We start from the raw sequence: 10,931 nt of genomic DNA on the forward strand, positions 1-10,931 counted from the left end.
GACCGGCAAAATCGCCTGCATGCTGCGTGGCCTGGCCTCCGCCGTTGTCGCGACGGCTCGTCAGGTGCCCAGGCGGCGGATCGTGTTGACCGCCGCCGCGGTGGCAGGGCTGATCGCGGTGGCGCTGCTGGTCCCGTTGCCCACCGCGGTGCAGGTGCGGGACTGGGCGATCTCGGTGGGGCCGTGGTTCCCGTTGGCGTTCCTGGGTGCTCACATCGTGGTGACCGTACTGCCGTTTCCGCGCACCGCGTTCACGCTGGCCGCCGGGCTGCTGTTCGGGCCGGTGCAGGGTGTGGCGCTGGCGGTGATCGCCAGCACGGCCAGCGCGGTGATCGCGCTGGTGCTGGTGCGGTTGGCCGGCTGGCAGCTCAGCCGCCTTGTTCGTCACCAGACCGTTGAAAAGCTCGACACGCGCCTGCACAACCGCGGCTGGCCAGCGATCATGTCACTGCGGCTGATCCCGGCCGTGCCGTTTTCGGTGCTGAACTACGCCGCCGGCGCGTCGGCGGTACGGGTGTTGCCCTACACACTTGCCACGCTGGTGGGTCTGTTTCCCGGGACGACCGCCATCGTGATCCTGGGTAACGCGCTCACCGGCGACGTCAGTCCGTTGCTGTTTCTGGTGTCGCTGTGCACGGGCATTGTGGGAGCGGCGTTGCTGTCCTACGAGATCCGCCACCACCGGCGCCACCACCGCGCCCCGACCGCCGACCCCGACGGCACCATCGCGCCGGCTTCCCCGCTGAGCCGGCGCGTCACGAGTTAGCCGCACCAGCCTTCTTCGAATTTCGGGACCGGCAGACGGGACATCGGGCGGGTACGTCGGCAGTCACAACGCCCGGCGAACGCCTCGACAGCAGACCAGTAGTTCTCCGCGGAGACAGGTTCGGCGTCGACGTATCTGGCCGTGCAATGCGGTGTCGGCGAGCCATTCACGTACCGCAGATGAAGCTCCCCACGTTCGTCGAACGCGATTGCCTTTGCTTTGCCACATTGCCCACAGCGCAGTAGATGGAAGAACACACCATCACCACCGTGGCTCACCGCGAACGCTTTTCCACAGTCGATGCACACGCTGCATTAGCAGATCCCATTGGCCACCTCCCACTTCGTGATTACTACGACCGCGGTGCCGACACCGCGCCATGAACACCTGCAAACTCGGTGCTGCACTGGTTATTTCAGTCAAGGTGCCGTCGCGCCGCAACCGGTCAGCAGGTTGGCGATCGCATCGTGTTCTGCCTGCGTAACCCACAGGCCGTACCGGCTTTTGACGAATACCTGCCGCGAGACGTAGGTGCAGCGATAGCTCTTGTTCGGCGGCAGCCATGTTGCGGCGTCAGCGCTGCCCTTCTTCTCATTCGTCGGCCCATCGGTGGCTTGCAGGTCAGCGGGGTCGTTCGCAAAGTTTTGGCGCGTCTGGGCGTCGAGTTGCTGCGCGCCCTTCTGCCACGCGTCCTCGAGGGCCACCACGTGGTCAATCTGGACAGCGGTCGAGGTCTTGGCACCCCGCTGGAACGGAATCGCGGTGCCGGTGTAGGGGTCGTTGAGGATGCCGGATAGCACGACACAGCCATTCGACTTGACGGTGATGTCGGTTAGGTCGCGACGCAGCATGTCGTTGCGGGTGTCGCAGCCGTTGTGTCCGTCTTCGACGTTGACGTCGTCGCTCCAGGCCGGACCGAACGCCGCGCGGCTGTACCCGGTTTTCGGGGCGCGCCCCTTGATCGCCAGTGTGTTGAGGCGGGCCAGTGCGGTGGCCCACTCCCCATCGGTCTCGACCTCGGCGACAGCAGCAGACCCGATCGGTGCCGGGGTGCTCGTTGTGCCTGGCACGGCCGCGGCGGTCTGGTCAGCCGGCCCGGCCGGGTCGAGCACGCCGATGCCGATCAGCAGCAGCGCGGCGATCGCTCCGACGACCCAAGGCCACTTCTTGGCCGGCGGCCGGCCAACGACTGTCTTCATTTGCCTGTCTCCATAGCGCTGCCACGCCGGTATCGGATGATGGACCTAAGTCCACTAACATAGACTATTCAGCCGGAATTGCCTTAGATACTGGGCGAGGGCGTCCCGGAGTACTAATGTCCTCGGTTATGGACGACCGTTATAAGGACCCGGCGGTGGTGTTGCCCTACCTCGTCGGGAGACCGCTGGCCGCGACCGAGGTATACGCGGCGTTCGGCTACCGCAAGTCCTCTTACTACAAGGCCGCGCGCGAGGGCAGGCTGGTCAGCGCAGACAACCTGATCAAGGTGGCCAACTTTTTCGGACTGAACCCGGTTGAACTGCAGGTTCGCTACGGACTGATCGAGCACGAGGCGGTCACCGAATACGTGCAGTCTGAGCCCAGCCGACCGAAGCTAAGCGACCTTCGCCCCGACCCCAGTAAGCCACCAATCTGATCGCAGCTGAAAGCATTGCCGCACAATGATGTCCGCGCTGATCACCGCCACCCTGGCCGTCGTCGTGGGCAGCCTGTGGATTCGGCGTCACACCTGGGGATCGCGCTGGGAAGCCGGTGCCAGCCTCAACATCGCCCTGCAGGGCTGTGCCGTGCTCCTGATGTCGCCGTGGGCATCGGCCACCCTCGGGCCGCCACTGCACAACGTCTTCGGGCGGTGGAACATCGAAGATCTCCTCGGTCATCTGTGCCTGATCGTCGCGGTGACCGCGATCATCCACCATGGGTTGGCGCGGCTGGCCGACGAGCACCAGCTTCGGGCGCTGTTCCGACGCCACATCGAAACGCCGCTACAGTTCGGTGTGCCGCTTCTGGTGGCGGTGTTCGTCATCGCGCGCGAGGGCTACCACCCGGACATGTTTCCCGCCCACGTCAGCACGTTCTGGCTCGGTGCCTATTGGCTGGTATTGGGTGCGCTACTGATCTACTTGTTCGCCTACGCCGGTAAAGTACTCCTGATTTTGCGGGGAGACCCCCGCTCGAGAGGGACTGCCGACCTCTACCTGATATCAGCAGCGTTCGGTGTGGCGGCCAACGTGATACAGATGGGCACCGCGTGGGCCGGCATCGACGTCACCCTGCCGGTGTGGTTATGCGCGTGTCTGGGCGTAGTCGGATTCGCGTACGGCTCAGCACGGTCCTGGCGCGCGAAGGTCAGTTGGTTTGTGGCCCCGCACAACCCGCCGCCCCGGGCGATCCCGCCGCAGCCGTCCTAACCGGCACAACTCGTCGGTGCGGTTACGGATCGATGAGGACGCCCGGGTTGAGTATCCCGGCGGGATCGAGGACTTGCTTGGTCGCGCGCAGCGCAGCTGCGAAAGGCTCCGGCCGTTGGCGGTCGTACCAGGGCCGGTGGTCACGACCGACAGCGTGATGGTGAGTGATGGTCGCGCCGTTGTCCGCCAAGGCCTGCGACACCGCTGCTTTGATGTCATCCCACTGCCCGACCGTCTTGCCCCACTGGCCGGCGGCGTAGACGCCGAAGTATGGCGCCGGACCGTCCGGATAGATGTGGGTGAACCGGCAGGTTAGTACGCCTGTAACGCCGACTGCGGTCATTGTCTCGGTAGCGGCATCGGTGACCGCGGCGTGCAAGGTGTCGAAAGTGTCCCAGGTGCAAGCTGTTTCGAATGTCTCGGTAATCATCGAGTGCTGCGCCAGCGCGTCGCGCTGGTAGGGCATGCGGATGAACGACGAGCGCCACGTATTGGCGGCGTCGCTTGCCGGATTGCCGTCGGTGGCATCGCTGCTGCGCACACCGTCGGGCAGCGTGCCGCCGCAATCGGCGACGATCTCGACTGCCCGCGCCATCGGGCCCTCGACCGGGTGATCGGCGGACTCGAAGGCCAGCACCAAAACTCCGCCCGTCGTCGTCGTGCCGGCGTTGAGCATCGCTTCCATCGGGTCCAGTAGTCGGCAGTTGCTCGGAAACAGGCCCGACTGCGCCAACATTCGCGTTGCGTGCACGGCGCCGGCGTAGTCGTCGAAAAGCACCGATGCGCCCGCGCGCCATCGCGGCCGGTCCTGCAGGCGCATCCACGCCTCGGCGATCACCCCGAGGGTTCCCTCCGAGCCCAGGAACATACGGTCCGGCGACGGGCCGGCACCGGACCCCGGCAGGCGGCGGGACTCGCTGATGCCACCGGGCGTCACGACGCGCAGCGATTCGGTGAGATCGTCGATATGGGTGTAAACGGTGGCGAAGTGGCCGCCCGAACGGGTGGCCAGCCATCCCCCGAGCGTGGAGAACTCGAACGATTGCGGGAAATGCCGCAGCGAGTATCCCGCACCGCGCAGTTGGTCCTCGAGCGCGGGGCCGAGCACACCGGCCTGGATCCGCGCGGCACGGCTGATCCGATCGATCTCCAGTACTCGGTTCATCGCGGTGAGATCTACCGCGACGACACCGGGATAGTCGCCGTCGAAACGCGGCTCGACGCCACCGACAACCGAACTGCCGCCGCCGAACGGAATCACCGCGATCCGCTCACCGGTGCACCAGTCCAGGACGTCGACGACCTCATTTTCCGTGGTCGGCCGAAACACGATGTCGACGACGTTCTCGACCGTCCCCATCAGACACCGCACCACGTCCCGATACGCCTGCCCATGACTGTGCCGCACCCGATCAGCCAGATCGACCGAGGCCAGGTGTGCCAGCGACCCGGGTGCGCTCACCCGCGGCGGCCGCACGTCGAGGCTTTGCAACGACGGGGGTTGATGGGCAGCCAAGTCCGCGTCGGGCAGCAACGCCCTCACCCGCCCGACCAGCGCCGCACGCTCGTCGGGCCCGACGGCATCTTCGACGTTTCCCCAGCCCCACCACGAACGCGTCTTAGCCGGCATGCGGTCCCTTCCATCCGTACGCTCATCGGCCATCTCGTACCGATAGATGGCGAGCAGATGGTTGCAGACTTTGGGCGACTTGGCTATGCCGAGTGATTCCCGGTCGGGTCACCGGGTGCGGGGCTCTTGAATCTCTCCACGCGCTTACCTACCGACCGGGTGTCGCGAGGATCTTGAAGAGCATGTTGTTGACGTCGGTTAGAGCTTGAATGTCGATCCGACGGCGGATCGCATGCAGTCGGGCCTTGTGCAGGCTGGTGACCAATCCCGGAGCAGCCCAGCCGTCGCCCAGGTCCACCCCGAATCCGGCGTCAGGCTCACTATCGAATACCGGCACCACAACGATGGTCGGCTCACTGGCGATTTCGTTGTACACGGTCGACGAAATCACCAGCACACTGATCCCGCTGTCGGTAGTCCAGATCTCCCCTCTGCGTGGGGGTTCAGTCAACGCTTTGCCAGGTCGTCGAGGTTGCGATCGGCCCACGCTTCACTGAAAGCCACCGCCTCAGGATGGTCCGCCATCCACTGGCTATGCGCGGCGCACCGCCGGCGCATGTCCTCCACGTCGAGGAGCTCTTCGATCCAGGCGTTCATCGACCTCCGGTCGGCCTCGGCGTAGCGCTTAACTGCCTCATACGCACTCTCCGATAGCCGCAACGTGATCATTTTTGCCACCTTGGCATGCTAGCAGCTTCTGCCAGCATATATCGCAACAACAGCCAACGCCGTACATATGCCGTACAATCGGGTGGCCACAGCTAACCCTTTACCAGCCACCGGAGCCGTCGCATGACCGCAAAGACAAACCGGCTCGAGGTGCGGGTTGCGCCACAGAGTCGCGAGCAGATCTCCCTCGCCGCCGAAGAAGTGAACGAGAGTATCTCGGACTTCGTCCGCAACGCCGCGCTTGAACGTGCTGACAAGATCCTCGCGCTGTCGAACGCTACATCGATGCCTGCCGAGCAGTTCGACGCACTGATCCGGTCGCTTGACCAAGCCGACGCGGCACCGAACCTGGCCAAGATCGCCAAGGAGCCAAGGCGGTTCTCCCCGCAATGACCTGGGTGTCCACCCGCATCGCCGACCGTCATCAACTCGACGAGTTCGACTGTGGTGTGGACTCCCTAAATCGATGGCTGGTCGAGACCGCGCGCCGGGCTGACCGCCAAGACACCGCGCGAACTTATGTCTGGACGGCTGAAAACAACGATCGCGTGGTGGCCTATTTTTCTATCACCCCTACTCAGCTGAACCGGCGCGACGACGGCCTCAGCAGGAGCGCATCCGGCGGGCTGGACCGAGTGCCGGCATTTTTGATTGCGAAACTGGCGGTCGATCTGTCGATCGCCAGCCGAGGAAACGGGCGGCAATTGGTTCTCGATGCAATCAGCCGGATCATCGTAGCCGCGGACCAAAGCGGTGGTCGCATGATTGTCGTGGATGCTATCGACGACCGGGCAGCGGCGTTCTATACGAAGCTGGATTTCGTTGCTGTGCGTGATAACCCACACCGGCTTTATATGAAGGTCGCTACTGCACGCAGAGCCCTCGGAATCGGTTAGTCGGTTGTCCGCGCCAAGCTCCGCCGCCCGTTCTGACTGCAACCGAGCCCAAATGTCTCCGCCGCCTTGCTCGTCATCTCGGGGAATCTCTCCATCCCCGCCCTCGGGTCACTAATTGTCAGGGGGTGGATGCCTCAACCTCGGTTGACAGAGAGGGCATATTGCGGCGTTTCAAAGGCGACGCTGCCCTAGCATGACCTCTGCGGCCCGACGGACTTCCCCGGCCTTCTGTAGCCGGCACGGATATGTCCCCACCCGCACGGACGTATTCGTGCTGCTCTGGGGACCTCGACGTGACACTCATTCGGACGACCGCAGATCGTGTTCGTGAAGTGGCGCCTGAGTCATTGGTCGAGCAGTTGCTGGAGCAGATGCTGTATCGGACTGGTCGCCGGGCTGCACCCGCCGAGCAGGCCTCGTGGAAGCGGAGTCTTCCGGTCTTGGCTGCCGACCTTACCGATGCTGGCTTCGGCGAGGTCGAGATGCTGGTCGAGTATCACCTTCCACTGACATCTCAACGGGCCGATGTCGTCCTCGCCGGCACCCACCCCCGGACCGGCGGGGTGTCATACGTCGTTGTCGAGTTGAAGCAGTGGTCAGCGGCCTACGCCTTTGAAGGCGACCCGGAGATCGTTGAAGTACCGGGGATCCCCGGGGGACCGCGGCTACATCCCGTGATTCAGGTGCGCGGCTATTGCGAGTACCTCCTGGACTTCGCGCGCGTAGTGGCGGACCATCCCGATTCGGTGGCCGGGATGGCTTACCTGCACAACGCCTCAAATCCCGCTCTGGTCAAAGATTTGCTGGCCGTGCCGATCTCTACGACGGGTCGGCTCTTTACCGCTGGCGAAAAGGGGGCCATGCTCGACTTCCTTCGCTCCCGGCTTGCTCCGGGGGCCGGGCGGCAGGCGGTCGATCTGTTGATGAACTCTCCGGTGGCTCCGTCCAAACAGCTACTGAAGCTCGCTGCTGCGGAGATTCGCGACCGGCCGCAATTCCGCTTGATCGGAAACCAGCAGCTGGCAGTCGATTTGGTCATGCACGCCGTCGAACACGCGCGTGCCGGAAATAACAAGCGGGTGATCGCGGTAACCGGTGGGCCCGGCAGCGGCAAGAGCGTCATCGCGCTATCTCTTGTCGGCGAACTGGCACGACGGGGTCGCACCGTTATCCATGCGACGGGGTCGCGCTCCTTCACCCAGACGCTCAGGAAAGTGGCCGCCGTCAGGGCTCCGAAGGTCAAAAGGCTGTTCAAGTATTTCAATCAGTTCATCACGGCTGATCCCAACGGCCTGGACGTCCTGGTCATGGATGAGGCTCATCGCATCCGGAAAACGTCCGCCGACCGGTACACTCGCGCGGAGTTGCGCACCGATCGCCCGCAGATCGACGAACTCATCGCCGCTGCCCGGGTCCCGGTCTTTCTGCTCGACGAACACCAAGTGGTGCGCCCCGGCGAGATGGGAACCCTCAAGCAGATCGAGCACCACGCACAGCACCTCGGACTCGACTTTCAGCATATTGAGCTCGGTGAACAGTTCCGGTGCGGCGGGAGTGAGGAATACGTGCACTGGGTCGTCCGGCTGCTTGGACTCGACGGCGATCATAAACCAGCGGTGTGGTCCGGTGATCCCCAGTTCCACGTCCGACTCGCTGAGACTCCCGAGGAGATGGAGCACTATCTGCTAACCCAAACGCAGCAGGGATACTCGGCACGTATCACCGCCGGGTATTGCTGGCCATGGAGCGACGCCCGAAAAGATGGGACACTCGTGCCAGACGTTCAGATCGGGACGTGGTCGCGACCGTGGAACAGCAAGAGCGACAGGCGGATCGGAGAGGCGCCTCCCAGCGCACTATGGGCGACCGACGACGGCGGATTCGGGCAGGTGGGCTGCATCTACACCGCTCAGCGTTTCGAATACGACTGGAACGGCGTGATTCTCGGACCCGATCTCGTGTGGCGCGACGGGCGGTTCGTGACAGTCCGCAGTGCGAACAAGGATCCCGACTTCCGAAACTCGAAGACAGTGCCCGACAACAGGTTCGATATCCTCGTGCGTCACGTTTACAAGGTCCTTCTGACGCGCGGGATGATCGGCACAGTCATCTACTCCACCGACCGCGAGACGCGGGCGGCGCTACGCGCGCTTGTCGGCGCTACTCAAAGCGTGGAGCATTCCTGGCGTATGGCAGGGGTCGCGGCCGCCACAGACACCAGCGACTGTATGGAGGATGGTCCCTTCGTAGCGGGGTAACCGTCCCGGCGATCCTACGGGCAAGGACCGCGGTTACGCGGTTGCCGGGCATTTCGCGGTATCCAACGAGGAAGTGCACATGACCACCCGGCTGGCCGGCCCCGACACCGTTTTCCTGCCCTTCAACAGGGGCAACAACCACCACAAGGGCAATCCGCCCAATCCGTATGGCTCGCCCACCGCCTACCTGTGGGAGATGATCTGGGCTCGTGATACCTGGCTGGAGATCTTGGGCCGATTCGTCCATCTGCAAGCCAGCGAAACCACCGACGCGGCAACCGGAAAGAAGAGCCGCAAACATGCGATGCTGTTTCCGCGCTACCACCAGTGGGAGGCCGTCACTCGCAAGACACTTCCGTGCAGATCCTCAACAACCCGCACATCGCGAAAACGCTGTTGGAGCAGCTGATTCCGTTGGTTTATCGCCACCTTCAAGACGCGCCCCGCATCGACCGCGCCTTTGCGCCGCCACCCGCGTCCGCGTCGAGCATGACCGAAAGTGCCCGCGACCGAACTGCCCGTGGCCGCCAATGATGCCCTCAGTGCCATCGGAGTCTCTCCCGTATTCGAGGGCCGAGGGTGCGGCGGTCAGTGCCGGTGCTGCGGATCCTCGCGCCCGGCGGCCTCGGGCTCGTAGTCGGCCTTGGTGTAGGTCTGCCCCAGGGCGCGGCGGCGCTCGGCCTCGGCGAAAGCACGTTCTGTTTCGGCGATCCCCTTGTTCTGCCTGAGATATAGGAACAATTCATTGTCCATCGCATAGATGCCCGGGATCGGGTGGGCGAGATGGCGCTCCAGAATATCGACAGGCGTGCCAGTGGAGTCTTGCCCTGCATTGAGTCGCCGTTCGGCCTCCTCGCGGAGCTTACGTTGGGCCGCCTCCTCGGTATCAGCGGTGACGTGCCAATCAGACTCGGGATACTGCGCTTGCCATGACCCGTCATCTCCGCGGGTGATCAGCGGGACGATGTGCATGGCGTACTGTTCATAGATCGACTTGGTGTCGCCCATAGTCCTTCCTCTCAGTCCGGCCACAGACCGGTGAAGTCAACAGGGCTTACCCACCGGAAAACCGTGTTGCCGGGCAGGATCTCCTCACACAAAAAGTTCTTGGCGCTAAACGGCGTGCATATCACCGGACCCTCGGGTAGCGGCGCACCCGGCGGTGCCTGGCTTACCGGCGACTCCGCGAACACCAGATTCCCGAACCCGGCGGTGGCCGCCTTGAGACGCGCGGTGAGGTCGGCGTCGTTGGCGACCAGGGTGGCCACCCGGTGGCGGATGTATGCCGCATGAGCCTGCGCCTCCGCTTGGCGGGCGGCCTGCTGCTCGCGGCTGGAGGTCGGGCGGGTATCGATCACGCTATAGCCCTCACCCACCGCGAACCCGTCACGCTCGGCGGCGCTGATGGCTTCTAGGGCCAGGGCCTTTCCGGCGGCCAGGTTGTCTTGGCCCAGCCGGGCAATTGCTCCGGCTTCCTGCCAACCGAACGCCCATCCGCGCACAGTGAGCAGGTCGGCATCGGCACGCTCAACCGCCGCGATACCGGCCGCACCCTGCCATTCGACCCCGCCTGGCGTGCGAACCTCGCGGGTGAGTTCGGCGAAGGCTGACTCGGCTTTCCGCCCGATACGCTCCCACCAGCCGGCGGCCTGCCCGAGATGGTCGAAGCTGGCCGAGCGCAGTTCCGAGAGCGTCGGCAACCCGGCAGGCATCAGGGTACAACCTGTTGTAGTGCGCCGGCCGAAGTCTCCTCGTTCGCGGTGTAGGCCACCCCCGCCGTGACGAACTTAGCCGCCGAAGCATCCATCCTCGTCGCCATCACTGCCAGGTCTTTTCGGGCTGCAGCGCAGGCGATGTTGACCGCGCCCGCGTTGGCCTGCCACACCGACACCGCCAGCGGTGACGACGCGGCGGCGGCTGACAACTCCCCACCCCACCGCTGGGCGGGAGCTGCCAGTTGGTGCAGCCCGGACGCCGACGCCGACAGCTTGGAGGTGACTCTCATTACCGCGATGCTAGCCCCGGCTGGGAAGCCGGTGTGCTTGCTTTTCTGACCCACTCGCCGACTTGCTGGCGATTCGGGTATCCGTTTCGATCCCTCAAAATTAAACCTTGCTCTTCGAACATTTGTGCGGCTCCTCAGGTTTGTGTGGGGAGTTTGGGGTGTAGGCCGCCGAGGCATAGGTAGATCATCGAGGTCAGTGTTTGGGCTGAGTGGTGTCGGTAGCCGCGGGCGTTGATGAGCCGGATTTTGGCGTTGATCCCTTCGATGAGGGCGTTGGAGATGCCTAGTTCGATGGC

The 10,931-nt window shown here is 64.1% G+C and carries 15 protein-coding genes and 1 pseudogene; 7 read left to right on the forward strand and 9 right to left on the reverse strand.

What is annotated here, in order from left to right:
• The first annotated feature begins 19 nt into the window (after positions 1-19).
• On the forward strand, positions 20-766 hold the full coding sequence (locus ACRDTL_RS13050; protein WP_431507140.1) for a TVP38/TMEM64 family protein: 747 nt from the start codon (positions 20-22) through the stop codon (positions 764-766).
• Between the two features lie 419 nt (positions 767-1,185).
• On the opposite strand, the gene ACRDTL_RS13055 is transcribed toward ACRDTL_RS13050, so the two are convergent.
• Complete coding sequence (locus ACRDTL_RS13055) at positions 1,186-1,965, reverse strand: HNH endonuclease family protein (protein WP_431507126.1); 780 nt, start codon at positions 1,963-1,965, stop codon at positions 1,186-1,188.
• Positions 1,966-2,093: 128 nt separating this feature from the next.
• Between ACRDTL_RS13055 and ACRDTL_RS13060 the strand changes: the two genes are divergently transcribed.
• Both ACRDTL_RS13060 and ACRDTL_RS13065 read left to right on the forward strand, forming a co-directional pair.
• Positions 2,094-2,402: a hypothetical protein gene (locus tag ACRDTL_RS13060; RefSeq protein WP_431507127.1), complete on the forward strand. Its 309-nt coding sequence runs from the start codon at positions 2,094-2,096 to the stop codon at positions 2,400-2,402.
• Between the two features lie 25 nt (positions 2,403-2,427).
• Entirely contained in the window at positions 2,428-3,177 is a 750-nt protein-coding gene (locus tag ACRDTL_RS13065) for a hypothetical protein (protein ID WP_431507128.1), read from the forward strand.
• A gap of 22 nt (positions 3,178-3,199) precedes the next feature.
• On the opposite strand, the gene ACRDTL_RS13070 is transcribed toward ACRDTL_RS13065, so the two are convergent.
• The 3 genes from ACRDTL_RS13070 to ACRDTL_RS13080 form a co-directional block, all read right to left on the reverse strand.
• Entirely contained in the window at positions 3,200-4,807 is a 1,608-nt protein-coding gene (locus tag ACRDTL_RS13070; protein ID WP_431507129.1) for an FAD-binding oxidoreductase, read from the reverse strand.
• A gap of 148 nt (positions 4,808-4,955) precedes the next feature.
• Positions 4,956-5,258, reverse strand: coding sequence for a MazF family transcriptional regulator (locus ACRDTL_RS13075; protein WP_431507130.1), 303 nt, complete (start codon positions 5,256-5,258; stop codon positions 4,956-4,958).
• The gene (locus tag ACRDTL_RS13080) at positions 5,255-5,476 is read right to left on the reverse strand and encodes a hypothetical protein (RefSeq protein WP_431507141.1); all 222 of its coding nucleotides are present in this window, start codon (positions 5,474-5,476) and stop codon (positions 5,255-5,257) included. The genes ACRDTL_RS13075 and ACRDTL_RS13080 overlap by 4 nt, the downstream gene beginning before the upstream one ends.
• A 123-nt stretch (positions 5,477-5,599) precedes the next feature.
• Here ACRDTL_RS13080 and ACRDTL_RS13085 point away from each other — a divergent pair, with 123 nt between their 5' ends.
• Entirely contained in the window at positions 5,600-5,869 is a 270-nt protein-coding gene (locus ACRDTL_RS13085) for a DUF1778 domain-containing protein (protein WP_431507131.1), read from the forward strand.
• Positions 5,866-6,372 (forward strand): GNAT family N-acetyltransferase, encoded by a 507-nt coding sequence (locus ACRDTL_RS13090; protein ID WP_431507132.1) that lies wholly within the window; start codon positions 5,866-5,868, stop codon positions 6,370-6,372. The genes ACRDTL_RS13085 and ACRDTL_RS13090 overlap by 4 nt, the downstream gene beginning before the upstream one ends.
• A 344-nt stretch (positions 6,373-6,716) precedes the next feature.
• Here the strand turns inward: ACRDTL_RS13090 and ACRDTL_RS13095 are convergent, their stop codons facing one another.
• Positions 6,717-6,920: a hypothetical protein gene (locus tag ACRDTL_RS13095; protein ID WP_431507133.1), complete on the reverse strand. Its 204-nt coding sequence runs from the start codon at positions 6,918-6,920 to the stop codon at positions 6,717-6,719.
• Between the two features lie 126 nt (positions 6,921-7,046).
• Here ACRDTL_RS13095 and ACRDTL_RS13100 point away from each other — a divergent pair, with 126 nt between their 5' ends.
• Both ACRDTL_RS13100 and ACRDTL_RS13105 read left to right on the forward strand, forming a co-directional pair.
• A complete protein-coding gene (locus ACRDTL_RS13100; RefSeq protein WP_431507134.1) occupies positions 7,047-8,630 on the forward strand; it encodes a DNA/RNA helicase domain-containing protein in 1,584 nt (527 codons plus the stop codon).
• A 79-nt stretch (positions 8,631-8,709) separates the two neighbouring features.
• A complete protein-coding gene (locus ACRDTL_RS13105) occupies positions 8,710-9,039 on the forward strand; it encodes a hypothetical protein (RefSeq protein WP_431507135.1) in 330 nt (109 codons plus the stop codon).
• Between the two features lie 179 nt (positions 9,040-9,218).
• Here ACRDTL_RS13105 and ACRDTL_RS13110 read toward each other — a convergent pair whose 3' ends face one another.
• From ACRDTL_RS13110 to ACRDTL_RS13125, 4 genes and pseudogenes are all read right to left on the reverse strand, one after another.
• Positions 9,219-9,638: a hypothetical protein gene (locus tag ACRDTL_RS13110; RefSeq protein WP_431507136.1), complete on the reverse strand. Its 420-nt coding sequence runs from the start codon at positions 9,636-9,638 to the stop codon at positions 9,219-9,221.
• An 11-nt stretch (positions 9,639-9,649) separates the two neighbouring features.
• The gene (locus tag ACRDTL_RS13115) at positions 9,650-10,342 is read right to left on the reverse strand and encodes a hypothetical protein (RefSeq protein ID WP_431507137.1); all 693 of its coding nucleotides are present in this window, start codon (positions 10,340-10,342) and stop codon (positions 9,650-9,652) included.
• Complete coding sequence (locus tag ACRDTL_RS13120) at positions 10,342-10,635, reverse strand: hypothetical protein (RefSeq protein ID WP_431507138.1); 294 nt, start codon at positions 10,633-10,635, stop codon at positions 10,342-10,344. The genes ACRDTL_RS13115 and ACRDTL_RS13120 overlap by 1 nt, the downstream gene beginning before the upstream one ends.
• Before the next feature lie 134 nt (positions 10,636-10,769).
• Positions 10,770-10,931 (reverse strand): annotated as a pseudogene (locus ACRDTL_RS13125) (ISL3 family transposase); the annotation flags it as partial.

The organism is Mycobacterium sp. (assembly GCF_050700595.1).
Lineage (GTDB): Bacteria > Actinomycetota > Actinomycetes > Mycobacteriales > Mycobacteriaceae > Mycobacterium.

What these genes read in the sequence shown, in the direction of transcription:
- ACRDTL_RS13050 (WP_431507140.1), top strand. Translation starts at nt 20, where the DNA reads ATGCTGCGTGGCCTGGCCTCCGCCGTTGTCGCGACGGCTCGTCAGGTG.
- ACRDTL_RS13055 (WP_431507126.1), bottom strand. Translation starts at nt 1,965, where the DNA reads ATGAAGACAGTCGTTGGCCGGCCGCCGGCCAAGAAGTGGCCTTGGGTC.
- ACRDTL_RS13060 (WP_431507127.1), top strand. Translation starts at nt 2,094, where the DNA reads ATGGACGACCGTTATAAGGACCCGGCGGTGGTGTTGCCCTACCTCGTC.
- ACRDTL_RS13065 (WP_431507128.1), top strand. Translation starts at nt 2,428, where the DNA reads ATGATGTCCGCGCTGATCACCGCCACCCTGGCCGTCGTCGTGGGCAGC.
- ACRDTL_RS13070 (WP_431507129.1), bottom strand. Translation starts at nt 4,807, where the DNA reads ATGCCGGCTAAGACGCGTTCGTGGTGGGGCTGGGGAAACGTCGAAGAT.
- ACRDTL_RS13080 (WP_431507141.1), bottom strand. Translation starts at nt 5,476, where the DNA reads ATGATCACGTTGCGGCTATCGGAGAGTGCGTATGAGGCAGTTAAGCGC.
- ACRDTL_RS13085 (WP_431507131.1), top strand. Translation starts at nt 5,600, where the DNA reads ATGACCGCAAAGACAAACCGGCTCGAGGTGCGGGTTGCGCCACAGAGT.
- ACRDTL_RS13090 (WP_431507132.1), top strand. Translation starts at nt 5,866, where the DNA reads ATGACCTGGGTGTCCACCCGCATCGCCGACCGTCATCAACTCGACGAG.
- ACRDTL_RS13105 (WP_431507135.1), top strand. Translation starts at nt 8,710, where the DNA reads ATGACCACCCGGCTGGCCGGCCCCGACACCGTTTTCCTGCCCTTCAAC.
- ACRDTL_RS13110 (WP_431507136.1), bottom strand. Translation starts at nt 9,638, where the DNA reads ATGGGCGACACCAAGTCGATCTATGAACAGTACGCCATGCACATCGTC.
- ACRDTL_RS13115 (WP_431507137.1), bottom strand. Translation starts at nt 10,342, where the DNA reads ATGCCTGCCGGGTTGCCGACGCTCTCGGAACTGCGCTCGGCCAGCTTC.
- ACRDTL_RS13120 (WP_431507138.1), bottom strand. Translation starts at nt 10,635, where the DNA reads ATGAGAGTCACCTCCAAGCTGTCGGCGTCGGCGTCCGGGCTGCACCAA.